Here is a 26,220-nt window from a genome sequence, read left to right on the forward strand (position 1 = left end):
CTTGGATCTCGTGACTATGCCATCTGCCAAGCCTCATCCGCTGAAGCGATTGTTTAACTACGATCGCGTTTATCGCGTTTCAGCTCTCCGCGCCAGTGTCTATTCAGTTCTCAACAAAGTCTTTGATCTCGCGCCGCCTTATTTGATCGGGATTGCAGTCGATATTGTGGTGAGCCGCGATCGCTCTTGGATTGCTGCACTCGGAATCACGGATCTGATCGGACAGCTTACGTTTATTTCGTTCCTCACGCTGGTTATCTGGGGAGCAGAATCGCTGTTTGAATATTTTTACGATCGACAATGGCGAAATCTTGGTCAAGCGATGCAGCACGATTTACGATTAGATGCCTACCAGCATTTACAAGAATTAGAGCTTGGCTTTTTTGAAACTGAAACCACAGGTAATCTACTTGCGATTCTCAATGATGATATTAATCAGCTTGAAAGATTTCTCGATAGTGGTGCAAATCAGATTTTGCAATTTTTTACCACTGTGTTGCTAGTGGGTGGAACATTCATTGCATTTGCGCCTTCGGTTTCGTGGTTGGCAATGTTGCCGATTCCATTTATTTTGTGGGGTTCGATCGTGTTTCAAAATCGATTGGCTCCACGATATGCAGACGTGAGACAGAAATCGGGGTTGGTTAGTGCAAGATTGGCGAATAATTTGTCGGGGATTGCAACGATCAAGAGCTTTACGGCGGAAGAGTATGAACTCGATCGAGTCGGGGCTGAGAGTGAAGCGTATCGGAAAAGTAATGGAAAAGCGATCGACCTTTCTGCGGCATTCGTTCCTGTGATTCGATTTGTGATTTTGATTGGATTCACAGCAACATTGTTTTTGGGTGGATTGAAAGCCGCAAATGGTGAACTATCAGTCGGAACTTACGGGTTTATGGTGTTCATCATTCAGCGATTGTTGTGGCCCTTTACAACATTGGGACAAACATTAGACCAGTATCAGAGAGCAATGGCATCGATTAATCGGGTGATGAATTTGCTCGATACGCCGATCGCTATTCCAACCGGAAATCGACCCTTACCAACTCACCAAGTAAAAGGCAATGTAGAGATTCAGAACATTACCTTTTCGTATGTCGATCGTACTCCTGCACTCAAAGAACTATCACTACACATTCCAGCCGGACAAACGATCGGAATTGTCGGGGCAACTGGTTCAGGAAAAAGCACCTTAGTTAAATTGCTGCTCAGATTCTACGAGATTCAGCAAGGACAGATTCTGATAGATGGGATTGATATTCGGGAATTGCAATTGCGCGATTTGCGGCGGTGTATTGGTTGGGTGAGTCAGGAAGTCTTTCTATTTCATGGAACCGTTGCAGAAAACATTGCTTACGGGAGTTTTGATGCCAGTCGATCGGAAGTGATTCAAGCTGCCAAACTTGCAGAAGCACATGAGTTTATTGATCAATTGCCGCAAGGCTATGACACGATCGTAGGTGAACGCGGTCAGAAACTATCCGGTGGACAGCGACAACGATTAGCGATCGCAAGAGCAATTCTCAAAGATCCACCGATTCTAATTCTCGATGAAGCGACTTCTGCGGTTGATAACGAAACTGAAGCAGCAATTCAGCGATCGCTAGAAACCATTACTCAACATAGAACTACAATTGCGATCGCTCACCGTCTCTCAACCATTAGACAAGCTCACTGTATCTATGTCATGGAGTATGGGCGCATTGTTGAGCAAGGAACTCATGAAGAGCTACTCGAACTGAATGGATTGTATTCAAGCTTGTGGCGAGTTCAATCGGGAATTCGGGTTTGAGGTCGAAGCTTTTCGATTTCGGGTTTTAGCGTTGATAGATCAACAAAGCGATCGCAGACATTGATCAAGCTATCACTGGTCATCGTGGGTAAGCTCACTACTTCAACTTGCACCCCTCGATAAGCAACGTGATCGACTGCATAAGTTAGATCACCAGTGCCACTGAGCAATACAATCCTGTCACAGTGCTGTGAAAGAGTGAGCATATCCACTGCCATTTCAATGTTCAAATCTGCTTTTCTGGAGCCGTCTGGATGTTGGATTAAGTCTTTGGCAACCACTCGATATCCATTGTGGCGCATCCAGAGCAGGAATCGTTGTTGTTTGTCATTGCTGCGATCGACTCCCGTGTAGAAGTAAGCTCGAACCAGCGATCGACCTTTCGTTAAACACTGCAACAAGCGCGTATAGTCAATTTCTAACCCAAGCTGCATCGCTGCATAAAATAGATTCGCACCATCGATCAAGACAACCACTCGTTCTATCTCTTCGGACTGTGAAAGATTTGGAAACGGTGAATGAGCGGGTAGAGACGATCGTGAAACTAATTGCATCGGAACCGCTCCTGGAAAATAGGGTTAATGCCGTATCAAGAACTATGAAATTTGCCGAAGCTGAAATCACCTGAAAACATAAGATGTTTTTGCAGATAATCTAATCTTGCTTATATTTCTTAATACTTTCTTTAGATTTAACCTGATCTTTCTCTTTCCTGCTAAACGAAATCCGAGAAAATACACAAAAATTAGTAATCTTAATATTGCTTAATACAAGTAAAGGACGATCGCGAATTTGTCGATCGCCCTTAGAGGGTGTTTGAGCAGTATAAAAAGCGGCTTTGCTGCGTTGCCAGTCCGCCCGGAGATTCATTTCCGGGCTAATGGAAGAAACCCCGCTGAAGCGGGCTAAGAGAGCAATACGGAGTTCTTAGCCCAGTTTAGTGGGCTTCCCGCGATTAGCCCGGAGATTCATTTCCGGGCGGATGAATGCAACGAACGATTACTTCTCAAACACCCTCTTAGAGCTATTTGCGCTTCGAGATGAAATGCACCCAAAACTGGTTATCGGTACAGCAAGTTTGGTACATCAGATTAGACCTCCTGCACGAATCCTGATCACAGATTTGAACTCCTGAAAAGAGGACTAGATGCCACTCAGGAGACTGATCAAATGTACGATCGCATTCAACACCTGCCACCAAAATCGTTCAAACGCAAGTGCGGAGTGAAGCGTGAAACCTTCGAGAAAATGGTTGAAATTCTCAAACCCAAGCTGATCCGAAAAGGCAAACGAGGCGGACAAGGCAAGTTTGGAGTCGAAGATCAACTCTTGATTGCGATGGAATATTGGCGCGAGTATCGGACTCAGTTCCACATCGGACAAAGTTGGGGGATTCATGAAACGACCGTGGGGCGCATTGTGCGGAAAGTTGAGAACAGTTTGATTCGGTCGGGCGAATTTCGGCTTCCGGGCAAGAAGGCGCTGCACTCGCCTGATGCAGGGTGGAACCTCCTGTTAGTTGATGTCAGCGAAAGTCCGATTGAACGTCCAAAAAAAAACAGCGACCTTACTACAGTGGTAAGCAAAAATGGCACACACTAAAAGCGCAAGTCGTCGTAGACTATTTCAGCGGTCAAATTGTCTGCACCGCATTTGGCAAAGGGCGCAAGCATGATTTCCGCTTGTTCAAGGACTCGCAGTTGCCGACCCAACTTGAGCAACTCTGGGTGGCAGACCGAGGCTATCAAGGCATCGCCAGACTTCATGCTTACAGTTGTACGCCCTACAAAAAATCGCGCAAGCGTCCGCTCTCCAAGCAAGAACGTCAGTTTAATCGACAATTAGCGCAAGTTCGTATCACGGTGGAGCATACCTTTCGCAAGTTGAAGATTTTTCGCATCTTATCGGAGCGCTACCGTAACCGTCGCAGGCGATTTGGGCTACGGTTCAACTTGATCGCAGGCTTGCTGAACTATGAGCTTGCTCATCCAATTTGATTCGTGCAGGAGGTCTATTGTAGGAATACGTCAGTCCTGCACCCGTTGTATAGATGTCGTAGCAGCTCTCTTCTGGATTCGGGCTAAACATCAATTCACCATACGGATCGTTCACGATAAAGCCCTTATCGTTATACCCAATGATGCAAATGATGTGACCTGTGGGCGTGAAGCACTCCTGTACAAATGTAATCGCAGGATATGACAACATCAGGCAAAGTCTATTTTGCGGATAGAATCTTTTTCGATTTCAGTTCAAAAAGTTCAAGCCTGTTTCTTCAGAGAGACGAAGAACAATTTTAGTAACGGTAGGATTTGCACTACTGTGTCTGAGGGCAGAGCCTTGCAACAAGAACTTTTACAAACTGAAATTACGTTAGAAAATACAGAAATTGCTGTAGTGATTCGTCCAGATTTGGGAGCGCGAATCGATCGATTAATCGATAAACGCACAGGACACGATTGGATCTGGCATCCACCGCAGTATGATTCAACGCAAACTCGATCGATTAATCTTGGGGAATCGTTCGATCGACATTGGACGGGCGGCTGGGATGAAATCTTCCCAAACGATGCCGCAGGCGAATTCCAAGGGCGGCAACTGGTCGATCACGGTGAATTCTGGTCGCAAGCTTGGAAGATTCTAGAACAAAACGAATCAAGTCTAAGATTGGGTTTAACTTGCCAAACGGTTCCCGTCAAAGTCGAGAAAACCATCCGACTCAAAGATGCTCAAGTCGATTTGGGTTATCAGTTTCAGAATCTTTCAGATGAGCCGATTTCGTTCCTGTTCAAACAACACGCCGCGATCGCGATTGAACCCGGAGACGAAATTATTCTCCCTGAATGCGACATCGAACCTGTAGTGCTAGACTTTAGCCGCATGATTGGACAGCCTGGAAAAACGAAATTCCCAACCGCGATCGACAAAAATGGCGAAGTGGTTCGGCTCGATCGAACTCCAGAGCGATCGTCTGAGCTTCAAGAGTTCTATTACAGTTCCGGATTAGCGATCGGGCAGTGTGGAGTAAGAAACCCGCGATCGCGTTCCACGCTGAAAATGAATTTTAATCTTATGGATTTTTCTTACGTTTGGATGTTCCAAAGTTACGGCGGCTGGAACGATCACTATGTATTAGTAATGGAACCTTGTACAACGATGCCTTATGACTTAGAGATCGCAGAACGCAATGGAACGATCGCAACATTAGAACCGTTCCAGATCCAATATCGTCAATTAAAAGTGAACCTCGATCGCGATTAGAAAAGAAAATCGGGAATGGATACCTATAACATTCCCGACTCCCCATTTCTTAGTGCGTATCGTCGTGCGCGAAACGGTTGTAGAGGAAGTCAAGCGCTTCGTTCCGCAGATCGTAATACAGCGGATCTTCCATCACTTGAGCGCGATCGCGAGGACGAGCAAACGGAATCGTGAGAATTTCACCGATCGTTGCTTCCGGTCCATTCGTCATCATCACTAAGCGATCGGCAAGGAACAACGCTTCATCAATGTCGTGTGTCACCATCAACACTGTACAACCGTGATCCAAGCAGATTTTTGCTAGTTCTTCCTGCAATTCCTCTTTGGTGATTGCGTCCAATGCTCCGAACGGTTCATCTAAAACAAGCACTTCAGGACGGAGAGACAATGCACGAGCGATCGCAACCCGCTGTCTCATCCCACCGGATAACTGAGGTGGTTTTTTCTGAGCCGCTTCCGACAATCCAACCATCGCCAAGTGTTCATTCACAATCTGGCTCTTATCAGAATGCGATTTCTGCGGGAAGACCGAATCGATCGCCAAGTAAACGTTCTCGAATGCGGTTAACCAAGGTAGAAGCGCATAGTTTTGGAACACCATCATACGATCGGGACCTGGCTTCTCAACCAGCTTTCCTTTCAGCTTCACTTCTCCTTCAGTCGGATTCACGAATCCTGAAACGGTGTTCAACATCGTGGACTTACCGCAGCCAGAGTGACCGATCACACAGAGAAATTCACCTTGCTGAACTTCCAAGTTGATATCTTTGATGATCGTCTGAGGACCGCTGCGGGTGTTGTACACCTTAACGACGTTTTCTAGCGTGAGAAATGGCTGAGTCAATGATGACCGCACAGGAGTCACGGTCGCGGTTTGTTGTGTGTTCATTGCAATGGGGAGATTCATAGGGACAAAGCTTTGTGGTTAGAATTGACAGCGGAACTAGAGTCAATTCGGGGCATTTTTACAGATGCCCCAATCCAAACTAGGCAACAGAAACGGCTCTAGCAGGTCGTAGATCGATTTCTGCCATCGTGTAATCACGTTTGATTGCCAAACTGTTGAGATAAGCGATCGGGTCTTCAGAGTTGAACGGAACGCCGTCGAACAGTTCAATTTTGTTCCGGGCATAGCTCAGTTCTGCCAGACCTAACTCACGTGCAGCAGTACTAAAGACATCCACACGACAAGTTTTTTCCAACACTTCCACCCAGTTGCGCGGCAGAGGAATATCTCCCCAACGCGCCATTTGCGTCATAATCCAAAGCTGCTCAGTCCGGCTCGGTCGATTCGCGCCTTCCCCAAAGAATAGATGATGTGCCGGATCAGAGATTCCTAACCCAAGTTGAATATATTCTACCTGAGTTCCGACATATTCTTTACGTGCCAAAATCTGACGAATTTCGGTCGTATTCTCTGGGTCTGCACAGTAGCGACAAGCTTCGAGCAGCGCTTTCACCAGTGCAATGTGAGTGTTCGGATACTTGGCTGCCCACTCTTCGCGCACACCGAGGATTTTACCGACGTGACCACGCCAGATATCGATATCCGATGCGATCGTGGTTCCGACTCCTTCGCGCTCTGCCCGGAGATTCCAAGGATCACCGACGCAGAATCCGTCGATCGTGCCTGCTTTCAAGTCCACTACCATCTGAGCAGGCGGAATGATTTGCAGATGCACATCTTTATCGGGGTCAATTCCACCCGCTGCTAACCAGTACCGCAGCAACATATTGTGCATCGAGGATGGGTGAACCACGCCAAAACGGTGCGGATTTTCGGGAGAACGATCGACCATTGCTTTGAAGTCTTCCAAGGTGTTGATGCCTTGTTCTTTGAAGCGTCGATCGAGCGTGATGCCATTGCCGTTACGGGTCATCGTCAGCGAAGTAATCACCGCTGGATTGTCCGTTTTCTCATTGCCACCGAGGGTGATCCAGAGCGGCATACCCGCAGGCATTTGAGCCGCATCCAGGTATCCCACAGTCATGCCATCTACAATACCGCGCCAGCTTGTTTCACGTGCCAGAGACACTTCATCCAAACCATGCTTGGTGAAGAATCCTTTCTCTTTCGCTACTGCTAAGGGCGCGCAAGCGGTCAGAGGTACGAATCCGATTTCGAGGTTGACTTTCTCTAAACCGTGACGAGCGACAGTTGCTACTTTTTGTGCCCGAATCTTCTTCACGCGCTTTTGCTGGTTCAAGAAGTAGATCAGTTCACTTCGTAAGCTGTAGTAGCTAGGGTGCTTCACCACTTCCATCCGGCGACGAGGGCGAGGAATGTCCACATCGAGAATGTTACCAATCTTAGAACCAGGACCATTCGTGAGCATCACAATTCGATCGCTCAATAACACCGCCTCATCCACATCGTGTGTCACCATGACTGCGGTTACTTGGTTCTCTTCGCAAATCTTGATCAACTGCTCTTGGAGGTTCCCCCTGGTTAACGCATCCAATGCACCAAACGGCTCATCAAGCAGCAATAGTTTTGGTTGGATTGCGAGACCACGAGCGATCGAGACCCGTTGCTTCATCCCCCCAGAAATTTCGTGAGGATACTTATCGATCGCGTGTCCGAGTCCGACCAATTTGATGTAACGCTCGGTTAGTTCTTTGCGTTCTTCGATCGGCTTCTCCGTGAGCACTTCATCGACTGCCAATCCAACGTTCTCACGCACCGTTAACCAGGGTAAGAGCGAATAGTTTTGGAACACCACCATGCGATCGGGACCTGGTTGTTTCACCGTTAATCCTTCCAGGGTCACAATCCCACCTGTCGGATTGTCCAAGCCTGCAATCATATTGAGCAAGGTGGACTTACCGCAACCAGAGTGACCAATCAGTGAAATAAATTCGCCTTTCTTGATTTGTAAATCAATGCCTTTGAGTGCCAGGTACTCATCCCCGCCGGGAAGCGGGAAGGACTTTTCAACCTGTTCGACAGAAACGAAACTCGTCATGTGCTTGTCCTCCCCTGGGAATTACTGTTTAACAATGAGCGACTGAATCCAGCCGATAAAGCGATCGAGCAACAAACCAACCGCACCAATGTAAATCAACGCTAGAATCACTTCGCTGATGTAGTTGTTCTGATACGCTTCCCAGATAAAGAAACCGATTCCAACAATCCCCGACATCACGATTTCTGCTGCGATAATTGCCAACCATGCAAGACCGATCGAGATTCTCAAACCCGTGAAAATGTAAGGCAGTGCAGACGGAAGCAAAATCTTGAAGAAGTATTTTTTGGGCGAAATTTGCAGGACTTTCGCAACGTTGTTGTAGTCTGCTGGAATCTCTTTCACACCGACAGCGGTGTTAATCAAGATGGGCCAAATTGCAGTAATGAAAATCACGAACAGTGCCGCAGGTTCGTTCTTCTGTAACGCTGCCAACGAGATTGGAACCCATGCCAGCGGCGGAACGGTACGCAAGAACATGAACAGCGGATCAAGCGCTTTCGACATCAGCGGCTTGGTTCCGACTAGAATCCCGATCGCAATTCCGACAATGGCAGCGGCAGTATAGCTAATTGCTACCCGTTGCAGACTTGCCCAGGTTTGCCAGAAGATTCCCACATCGGTACCACCCCGATTGAAGAACGGATAGAACAAGAGTTCGCGAGTCCGTTCATCCGTCCACAAGCTCGACGGCGGCGGCAATAGAATCACTTTCGCAGCCGAAAGCAATTCCCACACAATCAAGAAAATTGCGATCGCGATCAAGGGTGGTGCAAGGTCTTTTACAAGCTTCGATACATTAATACCGCCAAACCCTGCTCTACTTTTACCCAACGTAGCTGTCATGTCGATTCTCCTTACTGCAATTGAGACTGTGCAAACAACGGTGCAAACATCCTGTTCCTAGTCGCAACTAGGCTTTCAAACTCTTGAACTTCAAACTGTCGAGGTAAGCTTGTGGTTTCGTCGGGTCGAATTCCGCTCCATCAAAGAACTTCTCAATCCCACGAGTGGATTGCTGCGGAATGTCGGCTTGGGCAATTCCCAATTCTTGAGCGGCTTCTCTCCAGAACTTCTCACCGTTCACTTCGTTGACAATGCGATCGACTTCGCTCATCGCCCCCTGTGGCAGATATCCCCAGCGCACACTTTCGGTAAGGAACCACAAATCGTGACTCTTATAGGGATAGGACACACTGCCTTTGCCGTCCTTCCAGTACTTGACTGCGAGTTCTGGATTGTTTTCTGGCTTTCGAGTATCGCCTAATTGATACTCGCCAGCATAAGGACCGCGTAGGAAAGCCGGTGGAACGTTAAAGAAGCGACGCTGTGCCAAGATGCGAGAAAGTTCTTCTTTGTTTTCGGGTTTGTCACACCACTGTTGAGCTTCCATGATCGCTTTGAGTACGGCTTTGGTTGCCTTCGGATTTTTTTCGATCCACTCTTTGCGAACGGCAACATACTCTTCAGGGTGATACTGCCAAATCTGAGCGGTTAAGACAGAGAGAAACCCGATGTTGTCGCGCACAATTCGGTAGGGCCAAGGATCTCCGGTGCTGAACGCATCCATTGTTCCGGTTTTCATGTTGGCAACCGTTTGCGACGCGGGAACTGCCATTAAATTGATGTCATTGTTCGGGTCGATTCCGTTTGCAGACATCCAGTACCGAATCCAAAAATCTTGATTCGCTCTAGGGAACGTGTAAGCCGCTTTGAACGGGGTTCCCGATTTCTTCATTTCCCGAATGTAGTCTGCTGCTCCCGATTGAGCCAGGTTTAGTTCAAAGCCTTTCCCTGCATGTTTGTTTGCGACTGCGACACCGTTTCCGTGTGTGCAAAGTTGGGCGAGAACGACCATCGGAATTTTGCGGTTTCCTTTGGTAATTAAGCCTTCGCTCAACATATGGGGCATGGGCATTTGCCATTGTCCGCCATCGATTCCGCCGTTTGCTGAACCGAGTTCTGCGTTATCGCGAGCCGCACCCCAGGACGGTTGCTTGGCGATCGTCACATCGGTCATGCCATGACGAGTAAAGAATCCTTTTTCTTGAGCAATAATCAAAGGGGCAGATTCTACGATCGCGACATAGCCGAGTTTGATCCGAGTCGTTTCGGGCAGTTCAGCGGGGGAAAGGGAAAGCGACTGGGCTTTCGGGGACATTGCACTGGGGGAAGGCGGATTAATCGCACATCCTTTTAGGGTGACGGCTCCTGCTGCTGCACTAGCCGTCCATAAGAACTTTCGGCGAGTCAAGAAGTTGAATTCGGTCATGTCGAGTCTCCAAGGATAGCAAGGCGACTCCCACAACAAATCAAACGATTTGAGGGAGAGTTACAGAAGCAGTTGGCTCGTTGCAAAATGACTTGAAATCCATCATTCAGCCCTCAACATTGTCCGAATAAACAAGTTTGAAACTGCTGAATCTTATGTGTGATTTGCGGTCACTGCGAGCGAACCACGCTTACGTATTTTTACGAGAAAATAACTGTCTTTTTGAACGTTGCAGAAACGATTGAGTTGAATCAATCCTTTCGATTTGTTCGAGCAACCATACTGTTGAATGTATTAAATTCAACTGTTGGATTGAACTAAGATTATCGTCTTTATGAACGCCCGTCTAGGTGTAAATGCCGCTCGAACTAAAGAAATTCTAAATTCAAACAATAAGAAATTTAACTGCATGTTAATCGTATCTTTGGTTGGTATCGATATGAATAAATAGTTGACTAGAATTTTGGCGTTTTTTTCGTGATTTTCTAATGATTAGATTGACCAAAGTATGAGTATAGAAACTCTGCTTTATTTACTTCGGACTAAATCAATTGTTGCGATCGATCAAGCGGTTTTCCCAAAATACGGAGGGTATGAATAATTGTCTTTGATAATAAATACAATGCTGCGCTATGAGCGATTCGACTAAGGTTGAATGTGGATTTCAAAGTGTAACTAATTGTTGCGATAAATTTTGCAAATATAATGTTTTACGAACCGTCTTTTGACGAAGGGAGACTCGCAGAGACAGCATGAGCACTGGTGAGTACTGCTCATCTGTTGATGTTTAAGAGATGAATGATGAAGACGATTCAGAGAATGAGAACACTTTTGGGGTCGATCGCACTTTCGGTTCTATTTCTATCGGGAATCAACCCGTCTGCATTAGCAGCGGATACGGCGGCGGGCGCGAAAGTGTTTAACGCAAATTGTGCGGCTTGTCATGCAGGTGGCGGAAACGTAATTAATGGCGCGAAAACGCTGAAAAAAGATGCGCTCGTTGCGAATGGAAAGGACACGGTTGAAGCGATCGTGACTCAAGTGACGAATGGCAAAGGTGCAATGCCTTCGTTTAAAGGTCGGTTGAATGAGGATCAAATTCAATCGGTTGCGATGTACGTTTTGGATAAATCTGAGGCGGGCTGGTAAGCGGATTTTGGAATTCAGGATTGAATAGAGGGTAAGGTGAAGAGGCTATCCGATAGTTAATGCTGAATTCCGATCGTTGTTTTTATGTGGCGTAAATCGATTCTAGAGTGGCTGAAACAGCGTCCCTGGTTGCTTGTTCCCTGTCTTGCATTGATTCCGGTGGCGGGAATGTACCTGAATCAGCACACCCAAACTGAGGCAAAAACGACTCCGATCGCCTCACCCGTTCCTACTGGAGGAATTACGCCAAGTGCTGCTCCGAGTTCGTTTGCGCTTCCTTCGCCGCCTCCACAGGCACAGAAATCTCCGACTCCGAAACCGACTTTAACTCCGGTTGATCCGAAGAAATATACAAAAGAGCAAGCCGCAATTAATGAGCGATCGAAAGCGGCGTTTGCGGCATCGGTGGGGACAGTGGATTCACTGATTGAAATGCAGGTTGCGATCGCGATGGGGCAGCCAAATTTATCGATTACGGCTTCTCAAGGTGCGACGATTCTAGATGCGAATGGTCGATCGATTAGTCAACTTGCCTCTGGAAATCCCTACGCAGTTCAAGGGACAGGTGATTCAATGAATTTCGGCGGCAAAGAACTTCCTGGAATGGTGATGATTCAACCGCCTGCAAATGGAGTGCTGTATCTCGGAGATAAGCCGTATCGGGGAAGATTTCTACTGGCGGCACAAGATGGGCGAATTTGGGTCGTGAACTATATCAACCTGCGCCACTATCTCTATAGTGTGGTTGCGAGTGAAGTTTCACCGAGTTGGAACAAAGAAGCCCTAAAAGCTCAGGCGGTTGCGGCTCGATCGTATGCTTTGACGTACTATTTCCGACGGGCGCAACCTTTATATCACATGGGTTCTGATGAATATTTCCAGGTTTACAGCGGCATTTCAAAAGAATCGGAGCGAACCAATCAAGCCGTTGATCAAACCGCAGGTGAATTCATTAGTTATAAAGGCGGAATCGTAGAGTCACTGTATGCCGCTTCGGATGCGATCGTTGCAGATGCGTTTCGGGGGAAAGGAATGAGCCAGCTTGGAGCGTTGGAATTAGCGGAAACCGGATTTACCTATAAGCAGATTCTAGCGAGGTACTATCCGAAAACGAACCTTGCGCGGATTGAACAGGATCATTATTAGAGATTAGCGATCGCATTCAAAATAGTCTGCGATCGTAACGGGCATTCTGCTAACTGCACATTCACCGGAATTACCGTATTTACATCTTGAAGAGTTGAATTACTGGTCGCATTGCAGGCTCCTAAAGTTATGACAAATTTTGGGGCGGACATTTGTTCGTATAGGCGAATCAAAGTCGGTGCAAATTTAGGTGTAATCGCACTGGCGGTAATGAGCAAATTTGCAGAATGCGATCGGGTTTGTGGAACTGCCAGAAGTGCCGCGATTCGCATAAAGCAGCAATTGACTTCAGGATATGAAGTGTACAAATCAGCAATTCTAATTTGGTAGTATAAATCATCAACCGTAGTGAGAATGCAATTCTCAAATAAATGCTGCTCCTTTGGTTGAATTTGCGTTGTTTCCAGCGTTGCGATTGACATAAAAGTTTCCTGCCTTGTGATTGATTTTACACAAACAAAGCGTAACCCTTCCGATTCTCCGTAGTGTTGTTGAATGAATGTAATTTCAGTGTGGCACGATCGCATCAAATCGGCGGTTAATGTTGCACTTTTTTAGGGAACGGCTTAGAGGATGTTTGAAAAGTAATCGTTCATCGCCTGAATCGCCCCTCGAATGGAATTCGGGGCTATCGGAACAAAGTCTGTTGAAACAGACTGAAGAGTATAGGACGACTAGCTTTCAGTCCCCTTCAGTGGACTTTCTCCGATAGACCGTGATTTCTAATCGCGGGTGGAACGCAATCGCAGCGAAGAGTCTTTCTATACTTTTCAAACATCCTCACAAGGCGAATTCCAAAGCGATCGCAAACAGGAATTCAATTTGGCGTACAGTGATCAAGGGTTGGGATCGCTCAATCTCCCGAACTCTTGTCGTTTGTTTCCCAGGTTTCTATGTCCCTACCCGAACAATTGCTCGATTTGGCGTTGCGCTCTGGAGCCGAATCTGCCGAAGTGTTTCAATCCCAATCGCTGTCTCGTCCAGTGTTTTTTGAAGCCAATCGCCTGAAACAATTGGAAAGTACTGAGGCAGAAGGAACGGCGTTACGCCTCTGGAAAGAAGGTCGTCCGGGATTGGCGGTCGCGTATGGAGCCGTTGAACCGCAAGATTTAGTCGATCGAGCAATTGCGATCAGTCAACTCAACGAGCCAGAAGCGATCGAGCTTTCACCCGCTTCTCAATTGTCTTATCCGGATGTTGGGCAATCGGTTTCGGTCGAACAGTTAGTGGAGTGGGGCAAAATCTCGATCGAACTCATCCGCGATCGCTATCCTGAAGTGCTTTGTTCGTGCGGTTGGGACTGTGAAGCGGAAACGACCCGATTGATTAATTCTAATGGTCTTGATTGTGGCTATACCGATACAACTTTGAGCGGCTTTCTCGAAGTGGAATGGGTTCGGGGCGATGATTTTCTGAATGTGTCAGATGGTCAGACTGAACGCGATCGACTTGATCCAACCGCGATCGCACAACAGGTTTTACAACGACTCAATTGGGCAAAAGAAAATACTTCATCTCCAGCGGGAAAAGTGCCAATTCTATTCACTTCAAAATCGATGGATATGCTCTGGGGAACAGTGCAGTCAGCATTGAACGGAAAGCAAGTGATCGAAGGGGCATCTCCTTGGAGTGATCGACTGGGAAAACTTGTGACTTCCGAAGCAATTACCCTTTCACAGCAACCGAATACAGGTCCCTTTAGCTGTCCGTTTGATGATGAAGGAACACCGACTCGAATGATTACTTTTATCGATCGAGGTGAACTGCAATTGTTTTATGCCGATCATACGACTGGAAAAGCACTCGGCAGCGGAACCACAGGAAACGGATTTCGATCGGGTCTGGGCAGCTATCCGACACCGGGATTATTCAATGTATTGGTGCAACCGGGAACGAAGTCTTTGGAAGAATTGATTTCATCGATCGACAAGGGTTTAATCGTGGATCAAATGCTCGGAGGCGGCGCGGGAATTTCTGGAGAATTCTCGATCAATGTTGACCTTGGTTATCGAATTGAGAAGGGTCAGATTGTTGGCAGAGTTAAAGACACGATGGTTGCAGGGAGTGTTTATACGGCTTTGAAGAACCTGATCGAATTGGGGGGCGATGCAGAATGGAATGGATCTTGTTATACGCCATCAGCGATCGTTGAAGGATTGTCTTGTACGGGACGGAGTTAGGAAGAGTGGGGAGTGGGGAGTGGGGAGACAAGTTTCCACCCCCCACTCCCTACCCCCTACTCCCTACCCCCCACTCCCTACCCCCCACTCCCCACTCCCACCTTTTGCACTGCCACACTTGACGCTACAATGTGACGGTTGAATTTGAGTAAACCTACCTTGATTGAGCGTTACACCCTGCCTGAGATGGGCGATTTGTGGACGGATCACTACAAATTTAAAACCTGGCTCGATGTTGAGATTGCAGTGTGTGAGGCACAAGCAGAGCTAGGTTACATCCCTTCAGAAGCCGTTGAAGAAATTAAATCGAAAGCGAAATTTGAAGTCAGTCGCATTCTCGAAATCGAAGCGCAAGTGCGTCATGATGTGATCGCATTTTTGACAAATGTGAACGAACACGTTGGCGATGCTGGACGCTACATTCACTTGGGCATGACCAGTTCTGATGTGTTGGATACCGCATTGGCGCTTCAAATGGTTGCCAGCTTAGACGTGATTATGACGCACGTAGAAGCTTTGATCCAAGCAATTCGATATCAGGCGCAACAACATCGAAATACGGTGATGATTGGTCGATCGCATGGCATTCACGCAGAGCCGATCACGTTCGGGTTCAAACTCGCGGGCTGGTTGGCAGAAATGTTGCGACATCGCGATCGCTTATGTGCCCTGAGAAAGTCGATCGCAGTCGGTCAAATTTCTGGAGCCGTTGGAACTTACGCCAATATCGATCCACGTATCGAAGCTTTGACCTGTCAGCATTTGGGATTAGAACCCGATACGGCATCGACTCAGGTTATTTCCCGCGATCGACACGCAGATTTTATGAATGGGCTTGCTTTGTTGGGAGCCTCGATCGAGCGTTTCGCGGTTGAGATTCGCAATCTGCAAAAAACCGATGTTCTAGAAGTTGAAGAATTTTTCTCAAAAGGACAGAAAGGTTCGTCTGCAATGCCACACAAGCGGAATCCGATTCGATCGGAACGCCTGACCGGAATGGCTCGATTGCTGAGAGGATATGCAGTCGCAGCTTTAGAAAATGTTGCCCTGTGGCACGAGCGCGATATTTCTCACAGTTCTGTGGAACGAGTTGCCTTGCCGGATGCCTGCATTCTCACCCATTTCATGCTGGTTGAAACGACAGATTTGGTGAGAAATCTGCTGGTCTATCCCGAAAACATGGCGCGAAACATGAACGTTTACGGCGGCGTGGTGTTCAGTCAGCGGGTGATGTTGGCACTGGTGCAGAAAGGATTGAGTCGTGAGGATGCTTATGCGATCGTACAATCCTGCGCTCATCAAGCTTGGAACAAAGACGATGGCAACTTCCGCAAATTCTTGAGCGAAGATGCGAGAGTGACTCAAACATTGTCGATCTCTGAACTTGATGAATGTTTTGATCCGCAAGTTCATCTTAAGAACTTAGATCAGGTCTATCAACGCTTGGGGATTTAAGAGGACAAGAGGACGTTTGAGCAGTTCTCGCTGCGTTCGATTTCGTCCCGGAATGAATTCGGGGCTATCGCTGCGAAGTCCTTTGAAAAGGACTGAAGATCTAATTTTGATCGGCTGTTCAGTCCCCTTTAGTGGACTTCGTTCGGTTAGCCCCGAATTCATTCCGGGGCGGATCAGCGCAATCAACGATATGTTTCAAACATCCTCTAACGCGGATCGACGGACAAAGTATACTCATAGCCTTTGAAGTTCGATTCATATTCAAAGGTGTACTCTCCAGTTTCAGTCAGTTCGCCTGTCCAAGAACTTGGCTGATCTGGAGGTTCAACGATCGGCTTACCACTTGGTGCAACAATCGTTGGAAAAATTGAACCGCGATCGCTCGAACTTTTCACGGTGATTCGTTGCCCTTTGGTGAGATTGAATCGATAGCTATGCGAACCTGTTCCAATAAAGCGATCGCGAATCTCGATCGAGGTTTGACCGAGTTCAATTCGCTCCACTTTCTCATTACAGCCATGTTCCGTTCTCGATTGGGCAATCCATCCCGGAGTCGCGCCGCCAATTTTGAGCCAGCCATTTTGTTGATCTTGCACATCGACAAACGAGCCATTTTTTAGCTGTCCCACAATGTTGTCTTTGGAAGTAGCATCGGGAGTCGATCGAATATTCAGCGGCGATTCTGGATCATTCACTTTTGCCATCCGAATCACACACTTTTCAACAGTGCGAACCTCTTTCTGTGTTGCTTGAGGAGCAGCGACTGGACTTGGAGAAGTTGAAACAGTTGGAGAAGTTGCAACGACTGGAGCAGGAGAGGTCGAAACAGTTGGAACTTGAGAAGAACAGCCTGCGATTAAAGCCAACAAAGCAGCAGATCCGGATAGACGGAGCCAAAATGAGTCGAGCAGCATAATTGAGAAGCGAGAAGTATCTAAAATTCAGCTTCAATCATTGTCGATCGAATCACGGAAATCTCTAGACGCTACACTAAATATTCAGAATTGCTCAATGTGTATGTTAGTTGCGACGTTTTACAAATTTGTTTCACTGCCCGATTTTGCAGAACTGCGATCGCCGATTCTCGAACTCTGTCAGGCGCAGAATCTTTGCGGTACGATTCTACTGGCACAAGAAGGAATAAACGGAACTTTGGCAGGAGCGAAAGACGCGATCGACACGCTTCTAAATTATCTACAGCAAGATTCGCGATTTGCAGATCTGACCGTTAAAGAAGCGGAAACGGAATCGCAAATGTTCGATCGCATGAAGGTCAAGCTGAAAAAAGAAATCGTCACGCTCGGATGTCCAGAAGTTAATCCGACTCAGCAAGTCGGAACTTATGTGAAACCGCAAGAGTGGAATGAGTTGATTTCTGATCCAGAAGTCACCGTGATCGATGTGCGGAATCAGTTTGAAGTGTCGATCGGGAGTTTCAAAGGCGCGATCGATCCAAAAACAGCTTCATTTCGACAGTTCCCAGACTATGTACACTCTGAGCTTGATCCAACTCAGCACAAAAAAGTTGCAATGTTCTGCACAGGTGGAATTCGCTGCGAGAAAGCTTCCTCGTATCTGCTGGCTCAAGGATTTGAAGAGGTGTATCACCTCGAAGGCGGCATTCTCAAATACTTAGAAGAAGTCCCTTCTAATGAAAGCTTGTGGCAGGGTGAATGCTTTGTATTCGATCAGCGAGTAGCAGTCACGCATGGCTTGAATGATGGGTCTTATGAAATGTGTCAAGCCTGTGGACATCCTCTTTCTCAAGCTGATCAAGCATCATCGCAGTATCACCCTGGCGAATCGTGTCCCTACTGTTTTGATCAACTATCGGAGTGAGGTGTTTGCAAATCCAAGTGTGAGCAAGAAGCCGAGAATGTGACCAAAGCTCATACAAGCTAGAAATGCACCCACGCTGATGTTGTTAAACAGCGATTTTGAGAAGGGTAAGGGCATTCTTGCGCCTGTTTGCGGATACTTGATTGTGCGCGATCCAATCAACAACACCAACAAGCAAGCACCGACAATAAACGGTGTTCCTTGCCAGTTCCATAGATTGCCAGAAGGAGCTTGTTGAAATGCAGCAGCAAGTAGATTCAGCATAGGAAGTTCTCCATAACGTACTGGGACTATCATTCGACGATCGAGCCTTTCTTTTCGTCTGTCTCAGTACCGGAATCGAACTCTATCCAAAGGTAGGGAATGATATGGAGTAGTCCTCCCCGGAAATCTCATGCTCAAGTCCTTGTTCAGTGTCGCCTTACTATTGGGTCTGACAGCGTTGCCTGTTTTCGCTACGAATCCGATTGTCGATCGATTAACAGATCAACTCATTGAAGCGCAAAATGCAGGGGATGAAGAAGCTCAGGAAACACTACTCAATCAGCTTCTCAAACAAGATCCGAAGAATGTAGATGGTTATCGACTGCTCGGCGTTTTGCTCGAACGACAAGGACGATTCAAGGAAGCGATCGCACTTTATCAAACCGGAATCAAACGCATCTCTGACAATGCTTTTCTCTATGAGATGCTGACCTCTATCCTCGTCAGAAATGGGGATACAGCAAAAGCGATCGAGCTTCTAAAACAGGGCATTCAGAACAATCCTGATAATTTAACGCTGTACAGGCTTTTAGGAATGCGCCTGAGAGATGAAAATCGTACTGATGAAGCGATCGCGCTTTTTCGGCAAGCTCTAAAGTACGATGATCAAGACGCGATTTTTTTCTATCAGAGCTTAGGAGAGTGGCTAGGTGAAGACGATCCGAACGGTGCGATCGCGCTTCTTCAAGAAGGACTCAAACGCAAACCAGAAGATGTCGCCTTTCATAGCTTGATGCCGAGTCTTGCAAATTTGCTCAGTCGTCAGAACCGTTTATCCGAAGCGATTAGACTTTACCAGGAAGGAATTCGTCGCCGCCCGAATGAGCTAGCGTCCTACTTTGGACTTGCGTATTTTCTCACAACAAACGATCGCACGAATGAAGCGATCGCACTTTATCAAGAAGCAATTCAGCGCAATCCGAAAGAAAGTTCGCTCTATACGCAGCTTGGAGCGCTATACGAACAGCAAAATCAAGATGACAAAGCGATCGCACTGTATCAAGCGGGCATTCGTAAGTCAGAAAATTCAGAGAGCTTATACTCAGCTTGGGGAAATTTGCTGGCTCGTCGTGGCAGAACTGAGCAAGCGATTGCCATCTACCGCCAAGGAATTCGACGCAATCCAGGCGTTCCTGTTTTCTACTCTTCGCTGGCGAGACTTCTAGAAGACAATCAGCGAATCGATGAAGCAGTCGCTTTGTATCAACAGTCGTTTAAGCAAGAAGGTCTAGATTACAAGCTGCAACTCGCGGACTTAGCTGATTTGTTAGTTCGTCAAAAGCAAGTCGATCGTATGATCGCTATCTATCAAGACGCGATGCAGGGCAAGCCAGAAGACAGGGACTTGCTTCAACAAGTAGGCGATTTCCTTGTTTTTCAATCTAGAGCGAAAGAAGCTGAACCAATCTATCGTCGAATCATTCAACTGCATCCAAAAGTCGCTCGGTTCGCAGAGATTCAAGATTATCTCCGTCTTGCAGCAATTTTGAGTCAACAAGGCAAAGGAACAGAAGCGATCGCCATCACGAATCAAGCGATCCAACTGAGCCGAAAGGATCGTGCTGCATTGTTTTTTAGCTACAGTGCTCGTGGTTGGATTCAAGTGCAAGAAAAGCAATTCGCACAAGCCACTCAATCGATTCAGCAAGCAGTTTCATTGAACGATCGCTCTCCTGAAGCCAACTGTTTACTCGGTGGTTTGTTAGCACTTCAGAATCAACCAGAACAAGCGATCTCAACTTATCGCAAGCTTCTAATCGAACCGAACGAAGAAGTCGTGCGAAGTCCGCTTTGTACCATCATGGGTGTAGTCTTGCTGCAACCGGATCAATTTGATGCCAAAATTGCTGCACTTCGCAACAATCAAGCCGTTTACTTTAGCAATGCTTCTCAAGCGATCGACATTAAAGCGATCGTTCACAATGCTATCGGAGAAGTTTTTCAGCGTCAGGGGAAACTTCGGGAAGCGATTGCAGAATACGAAAAAGCACTCCAAATTGATACGGAGTTCGCGATCGCGAAAGATAATCTTCAACGCGCACGAGCATTAATGCGATGATCGAATTCTGATGATTAACAATGATGCTATGCAAGCTTGGGAACTACCACGATCGACATTTCACTGGGGTCAAAAAACCTACATCATGGGCGTTCTAAACGTCACACCCGATAGTTTTAGCGACGGTGGACAGTTCAACACGTTGGAAAATGCGATCGCTCAATCTGCCCAAATGATCGAAGACGGGGCGGATATTCTCGACATCGGGGGACAATCCACGCGCCCGAATGCGGACGAGGTTTCATTGCAGGAAGAACTTGATCGCGTCGTTCCAGTGATCGAAGCGATTCGGCAGAAGTTTCAGATTCCGATTTCGGTAGATACAACCCGGTCGCAGGTTGCTAAAGAAGCGATCTCTGTTGGAGCCGATATGATCAATGACATTTCTGGAGCTATTTTCGATTCAGAAATGCTTTTAACAGTTGGTAAATTAGGCGTTCCAATCATTTTAATGCACATGAGAGGAACACCGAAAACAATGCAATCGTTAACCGAGTATGACGATCTGATTCAAGAAATTAGCGAATTTTTGCGAGAACGAATTGAAAGCGCGATCGCACATGGAATTTCTCAAATCATGATTGATCCAGGAATCGGATTCGCGAAGAAGTACGCTCAAAATTTAGAAATTCTCAGACGATTAGAATCTTTTCAATCTTTGAATTGTCCGATTCTCGTTGGAGCTTCCCGAAAAAGCTTTATCGGGCATATTCTCGATCAGCCTGACCCGAAAAAGCGAGTCTGGGGAACATCTGCCGCTTGTGTGAGCGCGATCGCGAACGGAGCCGATGTGGTTCGCGTTCACGATGTTGCAGAAATGCGCGATGCTTGTCGAGTGGCGGATGCAATTTGGCGAGGTTCGCTCTAATTATCCATATCGCCGTCGATATTTCCACGATCGCGGGGTTCGATCACACCTGTATGACCCATTAAATCGGTGACTGCTTCATTCAAGGCGCGTGGGTCCATAAACACAATCTTGGAATTATCGCTCTTGCCTAATTCCATACTTGCCGTGACGTAATCTTTTGCTACTAGATAGCGCAAGACATCATCCGCATTCATTTGTCCTCGAAGCGCTTGTGCTAACTCTTGAATCGACTGAACGGTTCCTTGAGTTCGAGTCAGTTCCGCTTGTTTTTCGCTTCGGGCAGCACGTTCTTTCTCTAACGATTCGCGCAATGCTGGAGAAATTTGGAACTCTTGCACTTCAACGCGAATGACTTTCACGCCCCAGTTCGCAGTCGATTTGTCCAACTGACGCAGCAATGCCTGGTTAATCGCGCTGGCAGACGAGAATGTTTCCTCTAAAGTCAGTTGTCCGATCTCGTTTCGCATCGTTGAAATCACGATCTGTTTCAATGATTCTTCGAGATCTTCGACCGCATAATAAGCCTTTCTCAGATCGAGAATTTGCCAAGAAACGACCGCATCGACTTCGATCGGCACGTTATCTTTCGTGAATGCTCGTTGCGGTTCGATATCTAAAAGCTGTTCCCGAATCGTTTCGATCAGTACCGTATCCAGCAGCGGGATGACGAAATTTAGCCCTGGATTAAGGATGCGTTTGTATTGTCCGAGTCGCTGAACGATCGCTTGATCGCCTTGCTCGACAATGCGGACAGATCCAATGATGTAACCTAAAACAATCAGAAATAATGCACCAGTAATCTCAAGCATAGATTGTGCTCCCGTCGGAACCAGGGTATTAATGTGGAATTCAAAATAGAGGTTGCAGGTTTAGTCTAATCGCTCTACTTGAAAATGTTGCAGATTTGCGCCTGAAATTCAAGATCTCAGTGCGTTTTTACTGATATTATTGTGCCGTTTAGATGCGATTTTGGGTTATCCCCGAACAGATTTTCCAATTCCTTTGAGAATTCCGCGCCCGATCAGTCCGATTCCGCGCCCGATTACTTCGGTCAAAATGTAGACAATTCCACTGCCGAAAAACGCGATCGTGCCTCTCAACCTTGGTGAAATCGCATCACGAGTTTCTAACGCCAGAGTTACAGCTAATTGCACTCCAGAAAGCGATTCGAGTTCTTCGGTTCTGGGTGAGTAAACGACGATTCGATCGATGCCATATTGTGTCAAAACAAGTAATCGATATCGACTTTCAAACACCAATTTTGGATCAGTAAAATATCGCTCAGTTCTGAATCGCCAAGATAAGTCATTCCGAAATCGTTCAATTTCACGAGTGGATAATAAACGTCGATCGTAGAATCCTTGTTTGATCGCTTCTAGATTAGCAAATCGATTCAAAAGCGGTTGAATCACAGCGTTTGCTATTTGAATCATTAGATTTTCGAGCAAATCGATTGCGCGATCGCGAGCCTCGATCGTTCCAACTTCGTACAAAGTTTGATCAACAATCAGCGGCGTTTCAAACAGTAAATGCTCAAAAATTGCCTGAGTCAGCGGAATTTGATCGAGAATTTGAGTTTGAACCGCATCAGATTGATTCAGTAACGAAGCGACGATTTCAATGTCTTGTCTCTTTACCCGCACCATCGAATATCGTCCGAAAAATTGCATGACGATCGCTTGCCACAAATCCCGTAAAACATCCGATTGTTTTACCGCAAATTGATCCGGTTGAATCCGTGAAAATCTCAATTCGTCCAGCAATTCTTCTAACTGTCGCAGAATCGTAAAAAATAATTCGCGTTTCTTTTCGATTTTTAGAATGTCAATTTCTAGCGGAATATTTGTCAGATTGTCCAAATTCGATTGCAGCTTTTCAGCGATACGATCGAGAATTTCCCCTTGCCATGCTTTTGGTTGCGGCGCTTCTGGAACAATTTCTGAAGGTTCGGGAACCGTTATCGCCGATTCAACAGGTACGATCGCTTGTGGATTCGGTCGAATTTCCTCGGACGGTAACGCTTTCTGAACCAGCCATCGAGCCGCTTTCAGTTCCCGTTTTCGCCCAGTCAAAAAGAGTCGATCCAAAGCGGAAAGATTGCTCGATCGCAGTTGTGCTTCAATCTCATCCAATGCTGCTTCAATCTGAGACAATCCCGATAATCGCCAATTCTGCCGAATCACTTTCGCGACACTAATCGATTGCGATCGCGTTCCCGAAACGGTCAACTGCTGCAATACATCTGGTCGCCAATAAGTTTCTGCTGCTGTAATCTGTCGAATTGCGCTGACAAATTCCGCGATCGAACTTCCTTTCGGACAATATCCTTCGATTCCCGCCTCGAATGCCGCCCTTAATTCCAAATCGGTTAACGGTTCAATCAAAAGAATCGGAATCGTTGGATACTGAGCTTTTACTTGTCGAGCAAATTCCACCCCAACTCCGATCAAAATTGCATCAATGCGATCGCGAGACTGTTCCGCTAAATTTCGCCAAGCGACTGGAATCGATTCCGCTTCCGCCACAATCCGAAACTCCGGAAATCGACTCACACAACCCAGCAAACCCGATCGAAACACCGGATCTCGCTCCACAATCATCAATCTCCGAACTTCAGCCAAACTATCCATTCGATCGCCAGCGCACTCACTTGATTAAACAACTTAGCAACCAGTAGCACAACCGAAGCTCAGAGATTGATGTCTTAACTACGGTGGAGTCGGTTCGGGTGAAGCAGACGGTGTAGGATCAGATGGACTCGGCTGCGGTGAAGATTCGCTCTCATAACTCGGTGCAGATTGCGGAGCTTGATCGCGCTGTCGCCAAATCTCGGCGCGTTCTGCTGCCCATTGTGCGATCGAGCCTCTCGCTTCGCCATACAGCGGTCGTCCTGGAGCAATACCCGAAGCGACATCGATCGCTCGACTCAGATAGCCCTGACTTGCCAAACTCGCAGCCTGATTTAGAATTGATCGATCTTCCGCAAGCTGAATCTGATAGACCCATTCCCCGATCAAGCCTTGTGCCTCGTTGTACAGAGCGCGTCCGGGTCGAATCGTACTCGCCACATCGATCGCACGTCCGAGTTGTCCCGAAGACGCGATCGCTCTCGCATTATTGATAATCGGACGATCTTCAATAATCTCGATCTGATTCGTCCAATCGGCAATATTCGTCTGAGCTTCGATTCTCAGCGATCGACGAGGTTTGACTAAAGTTGCCATCGCCACTGCCGATCGTAAATTGCCAATCTTGCCTGATTTCGCGACTTGTTGAGCACGTGCCAACAGCGGACGATCTTGCATCGACTGTAATTCTTTGCGCCACTGAGCCAGAAGCGTCTGAGCATGAAGCCGTCCCGGTCGTTTTGGTGTAATCGATGCCGCCTGAGCGATCGCCATTTCCAACATTGGAATCTGTTGCAAATTCGCGATCGTGCTTGCCATATTCAATTGCATCAAGTCTTGTGTCTTCTGCTCTAACCTTGGGATCAGAGTTTTCGCACGAGACGCAAACGGACTTTGGGGATCAATCTGCTTCACCAAATGAGTCGCCATCATCAGTGGCGCAATGCGCTCTAATCCAGGTGAATTGTATTCGTTCGCGGTCTCGATTTCTCGTGCTCTGACTAATCGAATCAAGTCTTGGTTCGCGCTTGTTAATTGGACACTGGCTGGAAGCGAATCGAGCAGACTACCCGCAGCGGTAATATTTTGCTGATCAAATTGTGCGATTGCTAACTGAAAAATCGTGTTCCGCCATTTCGTAACTTCCTGATTTGCCTGTAGTGTCCAGACAAAAGTTTTACGATCGACCGGATCAGTAATCGCGATCGCTTCTCCTAATCGAGTCGGTGGATTCGCTCTAGCAAAATTCCGCGCATCCGTCAGCAATTTCCAAGCTTTGCGCTCATTGTTCGATTGTTCTCGAACTTCGCCTAACCGAGACTGCCAACCGGGATCTTCAATCAGTGCCAGTTGCGCCATTTGCTCGGAAGCTCGATCCCATTGTTGTTTCTTAAGCGCATCAATAATTTTGACGTAAATCGCTTCTCCACGGCGGTATTCAGCCTGCCATCGATCGACCGCAGCTTGAGCATCTTTATAAACCGGACTCGACTTGGGAATCTGATTCGCCAGTGACACTGCACCTTTGATATCTCTCTGAGTCACGCGATCCCGCGCCAGAATTAACAACGCATTCGACCAATCTTGCAGCAGCGATCGTGATTGTCCATACAGCGGGTGCTCCGTTGTCCAATCTTTTACTAAATTAATCGATGAAATAATCTGGTTCGCATTTCCAGATTGCGCGGCTTGTTGGGCACAGAAAAGCTGTTCGGACTCGATCGATTGAGCCGTGACTTGCTGACAATCAACCGCTGGGGGAACTTTCGATAGCCACAAAAAGGCGATCGCTCCGGTTCCGCCGAAAATACCCAGAATACCTAACCAGATCAGTTGCCATTTCCAAGCCTGCGCCACCGATCCCATGCGTCGGGCAGTTGCACGGGTCGCAGACGAAGCAGTTTTCGTCACTCGTTTTCCGAGCTTGGCAGCCGTTTGCTTGGTTGGATTAGGAGCGGGATCACTCGGTTCGTCGATCGACTCTGGGATCGTCGGCTCATCTTCTAATAAAACAGTGGAATGATCGGAAGGATTCTCGATCGTTTTGGGCGGATGCTCGTCTTGAGATTTGGGCTTCTGGAATGAGGACAGTCCTTGAAGCCATTGGGGGGTAAGTTTTCTAGCCATTTCGCTGCGAACCGTGAATCAGGCGGCGGGTCAGAGTCTCGGCTATTTTACAGGCGATTTTGCCGATGGAACCCTCGACACAGAATGCTTTTATAAGTTCCGCTCAAGGATTCGTCATTTCCGGGAGCCATTACAAAACTTCGCCCACAAATCCAAGGAACTGTAAGCGATGTCATGAAGTCGAGACTGTAAAAGATCGGGTTGCGTTTATT

Annotated in this window: 24 protein-coding genes; 11 read left to right on the top strand and 13 right to left on the bottom strand. The window is 47.1% G+C overall.

Translation table 11 applies throughout. The features are described 5' to 3' along the window. The first annotated feature begins 16 nt into the window (after positions 1-16). Positions 17-1,792 (top strand): ABC transporter ATP-binding protein, encoded by a 1,776-nt coding sequence (locus tag ACQ4M5_RS21355; RefSeq protein ID WP_430677703.1) that lies wholly within the window; start codon positions 17-19, stop codon positions 1,790-1,792. Here ACQ4M5_RS21355 and ACQ4M5_RS21360 read toward each other — a convergent pair. Both ACQ4M5_RS21360 and ACQ4M5_RS21365 read right to left on the bottom strand, forming a co-directional pair. Further along, the gene (locus tag ACQ4M5_RS21360) at positions 1,771-2,346 is read right to left on the bottom strand and encodes an NYN domain-containing protein (protein ID WP_430677704.1); all 576 of its coding nucleotides are present in this window, start codon (positions 2,344-2,346) and stop codon (positions 1,771-1,773) included. The genes ACQ4M5_RS21355 and ACQ4M5_RS21360 overlap by 22 nt on opposite strands. Before the next feature lie 100 nt (positions 2,347-2,446). Then, on the bottom strand, positions 2,447-2,662 hold the full coding sequence (locus ACQ4M5_RS21365) for a hypothetical protein (protein WP_430677705.1): 216 nt from the start codon (positions 2,660-2,662) through the stop codon (positions 2,447-2,449). A 112-nt stretch (positions 2,663-2,774) separates the two neighbouring features. Here ACQ4M5_RS21365 and ACQ4M5_RS21370 point away from each other — a divergent pair, with 112 nt between their 5' ends. Further along, complete coding sequence (locus tag ACQ4M5_RS21370) at positions 2,775-2,927, top strand: hypothetical protein (protein ID WP_430677706.1); 153 nt, start codon at positions 2,775-2,777, stop codon at positions 2,925-2,927. A gap of 35 nt (positions 2,928-2,962) precedes the next feature. Beyond that, a protein-coding gene (locus ACQ4M5_RS21375) for an IS5 family transposase (protein WP_430674732.1) occupies positions 2,963-3,789 on the top strand; the annotation gives its coding sequence in 2 pieces (ribosomal slippage) (positions 2,963-3,350 and positions 3,350-3,789; 828 coding nt in all). Here ACQ4M5_RS21375 and ACQ4M5_RS21380 read toward each other — a convergent pair. After that, entirely contained in the window at positions 3,740-4,000 is a 261-nt protein-coding gene (locus tag ACQ4M5_RS21380; protein ID WP_430677707.1) for a C39 family peptidase, read from the bottom strand. The genes ACQ4M5_RS21375 and ACQ4M5_RS21380 overlap by 50 nt on opposite strands. A gap of 132 nt (positions 4,001-4,132) precedes the next feature. Here ACQ4M5_RS21380 and ACQ4M5_RS21385 point away from each other — a divergent pair, with 132 nt between their 5' ends. After that, positions 4,133-5,053, top strand: a complete 921-nt coding sequence (locus tag ACQ4M5_RS21385; protein WP_430677708.1) for a hypothetical protein — start codon at positions 4,133-4,135, stop codon at positions 5,051-5,053. Positions 5,054-5,102: 49 nt separating this feature from the next. Here the strand turns inward: ACQ4M5_RS21385 and ACQ4M5_RS21390 are convergent, their stop codons facing one another. From ACQ4M5_RS21390 to ACQ4M5_RS21405, 4 genes are all read right to left on the bottom strand, one after another. After that, a complete protein-coding gene (locus ACQ4M5_RS21390; protein WP_430677709.1) occupies positions 5,103-5,960 on the bottom strand; it encodes a nitrate ABC transporter ATP-binding protein in 858 nt (285 codons plus the stop codon). Positions 5,961-6,039: 79 nt separating this feature from the next. After that, a complete protein-coding gene (locus ACQ4M5_RS21395) occupies positions 6,040-8,019 on the bottom strand; it encodes a nitrate ABC transporter ATP-binding protein (RefSeq protein WP_430677710.1) in 1,980 nt (659 codons plus the stop codon). A gap of 21 nt (positions 8,020-8,040) precedes the next feature. After that, positions 8,041-8,865 (bottom strand): nitrate ABC transporter permease, encoded by an 825-nt coding sequence (gene ntrB / locus ACQ4M5_RS21400; RefSeq protein WP_430677711.1) that lies wholly within the window; start codon positions 8,863-8,865, stop codon positions 8,041-8,043. Between the two features lie 67 nt (positions 8,866-8,932). Then, positions 8,933-10,291 (bottom strand): CmpA/NrtA family ABC transporter substrate-binding protein, encoded by a 1,359-nt coding sequence (locus ACQ4M5_RS21405; protein WP_430677712.1) that lies wholly within the window; start codon positions 10,289-10,291, stop codon positions 8,933-8,935. 798 nt (positions 10,292-11,089) lie between these two features. Here ACQ4M5_RS21405 and petJ point away from each other — a divergent pair. Beyond that, positions 11,090-11,440 carry a cytochrome c6 PetJ gene (gene petJ, locus ACQ4M5_RS21410; protein ID WP_430677713.1) on the top strand — a complete coding sequence of 117 codons (351 nt, stop codon included), beginning with the start codon at positions 11,090-11,092 and terminating at the stop codon, positions 11,438-11,440. Between the two features lie 84 nt (positions 11,441-11,524). Continuing rightward, positions 11,525-12,586, top strand: coding sequence for a SpoIID/LytB domain-containing protein (locus ACQ4M5_RS21415; protein ID WP_430677714.1), 1,062 nt, complete (start codon positions 11,525-11,527; stop codon positions 12,584-12,586). Here ACQ4M5_RS21415 and ACQ4M5_RS21420 read toward each other — a convergent pair. Next, a complete protein-coding gene (locus tag ACQ4M5_RS21420) occupies positions 12,583-13,008 on the bottom strand; it encodes a hypothetical protein (RefSeq protein WP_430677715.1) in 426 nt (141 codons plus the stop codon). The genes ACQ4M5_RS21415 and ACQ4M5_RS21420 overlap by 4 nt on opposite strands. Before the next feature lie 471 nt (positions 13,009-13,479). Here ACQ4M5_RS21420 and ACQ4M5_RS21425 point away from each other — a divergent pair, with 471 nt between their 5' ends. Then, positions 13,480-14,766: a TldD/PmbA family protein gene (locus tag ACQ4M5_RS21425; RefSeq protein WP_430677716.1), complete on the top strand. Its 1,287-nt coding sequence runs from the start codon at positions 13,480-13,482 to the stop codon at positions 14,764-14,766. Positions 14,767-14,910: 144 nt separating this feature from the next. Continuing rightward, on the top strand, positions 14,911-16,221 hold the full coding sequence (gene purB / locus ACQ4M5_RS21430) for an adenylosuccinate lyase (protein WP_430677717.1): 1,311 nt from the start codon (positions 14,911-14,913) through the stop codon (positions 16,219-16,221). Between the two features lie 206 nt (positions 16,222-16,427). Here the strand turns inward: purB and ACQ4M5_RS21435 are convergent, their stop codons facing one another. Next, positions 16,428-17,135 carry an SH3 domain-containing protein gene (locus ACQ4M5_RS21435; RefSeq protein ID WP_430677718.1) on the bottom strand — a complete coding sequence of 236 codons (708 nt, stop codon included), beginning with the start codon at positions 17,133-17,135 and terminating at the stop codon, positions 16,428-16,430. A gap of 97 nt (positions 17,136-17,232) precedes the next feature. Here ACQ4M5_RS21435 and ACQ4M5_RS21440 point away from each other — a divergent pair, with 97 nt between their 5' ends. Beyond that, the gene (locus tag ACQ4M5_RS21440) at positions 17,233-18,060 is read left to right on the top strand and encodes a rhodanese-related sulfurtransferase (protein WP_430677719.1); all 828 of its coding nucleotides are present in this window, start codon (positions 17,233-17,235) and stop codon (positions 18,058-18,060) included. On the opposite strand, the gene ACQ4M5_RS21445 is transcribed toward ACQ4M5_RS21440, so the two are convergent. Beyond that, entirely contained in the window at positions 18,049-18,324 is a 276-nt protein-coding gene (locus tag ACQ4M5_RS21445; protein WP_430677720.1) for a photosystem I reaction center subunit X, read from the bottom strand. The genes ACQ4M5_RS21440 and ACQ4M5_RS21445 overlap by 12 nt on opposite strands. A 130-nt stretch (positions 18,325-18,454) precedes the next feature. On the opposite strand from ACQ4M5_RS21445, the gene ACQ4M5_RS21450 reads away from it, so the two are divergent. After that, entirely contained in the window at positions 18,455-20,383 is a 1,929-nt protein-coding gene (locus ACQ4M5_RS21450; protein ID WP_430677722.1) for a tetratricopeptide repeat protein, read from the top strand. Between the two features lie 28 nt (positions 20,384-20,411). Beyond that, complete coding sequence (folP, locus tag ACQ4M5_RS21455; protein WP_430677723.1) at positions 20,412-21,251, top strand: dihydropteroate synthase; 840 nt, start codon at positions 20,412-20,414, stop codon at positions 21,249-21,251. Here the strand turns inward: folP and ACQ4M5_RS21460 are convergent. The 3 genes from ACQ4M5_RS21460 to ACQ4M5_RS21470 form a co-directional block, all read right to left on the bottom strand. Further along, positions 21,248-22,063, bottom strand: a complete 816-nt coding sequence (locus ACQ4M5_RS21460; protein WP_430677724.1) for an SPFH domain-containing protein — start codon at positions 22,061-22,063, stop codon at positions 21,248-21,250. The two genes, folP and ACQ4M5_RS21460, sit on opposite strands and share 4 nt — an antisense overlap. A 165-nt stretch (positions 22,064-22,228) precedes the next feature. Continuing rightward, positions 22,229-23,884 carry a DUF3685 domain-containing protein gene (locus ACQ4M5_RS21465; RefSeq protein WP_430677726.1) on the bottom strand — a complete coding sequence of 552 codons (1,656 nt, stop codon included), beginning with the start codon at positions 23,882-23,884 and terminating at the stop codon, positions 22,229-22,231. A 78-nt stretch (positions 23,885-23,962) separates the two neighbouring features. After that, positions 23,963-26,008: a hypothetical protein gene (locus tag ACQ4M5_RS21470; protein ID WP_430677727.1), complete on the bottom strand. Its 2,046-nt coding sequence runs from the start codon at positions 26,006-26,008 to the stop codon at positions 23,963-23,965. Between the last annotated feature and the right edge of the window lie 212 nt (positions 26,009-26,220).

It is taken from the genome of Leptolyngbya sp. AN10 (genome assembly GCF_050565645.1).
Taxonomy (GTDB): Bacteria; Cyanobacteriota; Cyanobacteriia; order Leptolyngbyales; family Leptolyngbyaceae; genus Leptolyngbya.

Excerpts from the sequence above, each read along its gene's own strand:
- ACQ4M5_RS21355 (WP_430677703.1), top strand. The coding sequence starts at position 17 with ATGCCATCTGCCAAGCCTCATCCGCTGAAGCGATTGTTTAACTACGAT.
- ACQ4M5_RS21360 (WP_430677704.1), bottom strand. The coding sequence starts at position 2,346 with ATGCAATTAGTTTCACGATCGTCTCTACCCGCTCATTCACCGTTTCCA.
- ACQ4M5_RS21365 (WP_430677705.1), bottom strand. The coding sequence starts at position 2,662 with ATGAATCTCCGGGCGGACTGGCAACGCAGCAAAGCCGCTTTTTATACT.
- ACQ4M5_RS21370 (WP_430677706.1), top strand. The coding sequence starts at position 2,775 with ATGAATGCAACGAACGATTACTTCTCAAACACCCTCTTAGAGCTATTT.
- ACQ4M5_RS21380 (WP_430677707.1), bottom strand. The coding sequence starts at position 4,000 with ATGTTGTCATATCCTGCGATTACATTTGTACAGGAGTGCTTCACGCCC.
- ACQ4M5_RS21390 (WP_430677709.1), bottom strand. The coding sequence starts at position 5,960 with ATGAATCTCCCCATTGCAATGAACACACAACAAACCGCGACCGTGACT.
- ACQ4M5_RS21395 (WP_430677710.1), bottom strand. The coding sequence starts at position 8,019 with ATGACGAGTTTCGTTTCTGTCGAACAGGTTGAAAAGTCCTTCCCGCTT.
- ntrB (WP_430677711.1), bottom strand. The coding sequence starts at position 8,865 with ATGACAGCTACGTTGGGTAAAAGTAGAGCAGGGTTTGGCGGTATTAAT.
- ACQ4M5_RS21405 (WP_430677712.1), bottom strand. The coding sequence starts at position 10,291 with ATGACCGAATTCAACTTCTTGACTCGCCGAAAGTTCTTATGGACGGCT.
- petJ (WP_430677713.1), top strand. The coding sequence starts at position 11,090 with ATGATGAAGACGATTCAGAGAATGAGAACACTTTTGGGGTCGATCGCA.
- ACQ4M5_RS21415 (WP_430677714.1), top strand. The coding sequence starts at position 11,525 with ATGTGGCGTAAATCGATTCTAGAGTGGCTGAAACAGCGTCCCTGGTTG.
- ACQ4M5_RS21420 (WP_430677715.1), bottom strand. The coding sequence starts at position 13,008 with ATGTCAATCGCAACGCTGGAAACAACGCAAATTCAACCAAAGGAGCAG.
- ACQ4M5_RS21425 (WP_430677716.1), top strand. The coding sequence starts at position 13,480 with ATGTCCCTACCCGAACAATTGCTCGATTTGGCGTTGCGCTCTGGAGCC.
- ACQ4M5_RS21435 (WP_430677718.1), bottom strand. The coding sequence starts at position 17,135 with ATGCTGCTCGACTCATTTTGGCTCCGTCTATCCGGATCTGCTGCTTTG.
- ACQ4M5_RS21440 (WP_430677719.1), top strand. The coding sequence starts at position 17,233 with ATGTGTATGTTAGTTGCGACGTTTTACAAATTTGTTTCACTGCCCGAT.
- ACQ4M5_RS21445 (WP_430677720.1), bottom strand. The coding sequence starts at position 18,324 with ATGCTGAATCTACTTGCTGCTGCATTTCAACAAGCTCCTTCTGGCAAT.
- ACQ4M5_RS21450 (WP_430677722.1), top strand. The coding sequence starts at position 18,455 with ATGCTCAAGTCCTTGTTCAGTGTCGCCTTACTATTGGGTCTGACAGCG.
- folP (WP_430677723.1), top strand. The coding sequence starts at position 20,412 with ATGCAAGCTTGGGAACTACCACGATCGACATTTCACTGGGGTCAAAAA.
- ACQ4M5_RS21460 (WP_430677724.1), bottom strand. The coding sequence starts at position 22,063 with ATGCTTGAGATTACTGGTGCATTATTTCTGATTGTTTTAGGTTACATC.
- ACQ4M5_RS21465 (WP_430677726.1), bottom strand. The coding sequence starts at position 23,884 with ATGGATAGTTTGGCTGAAGTTCGGAGATTGATGATTGTGGAGCGAGAT.
- ACQ4M5_RS21470 (WP_430677727.1), bottom strand. The coding sequence starts at position 26,008 with ATGGCTAGAAAACTTACCCCCCAATGGCTTCAAGGACTGTCCTCATTC.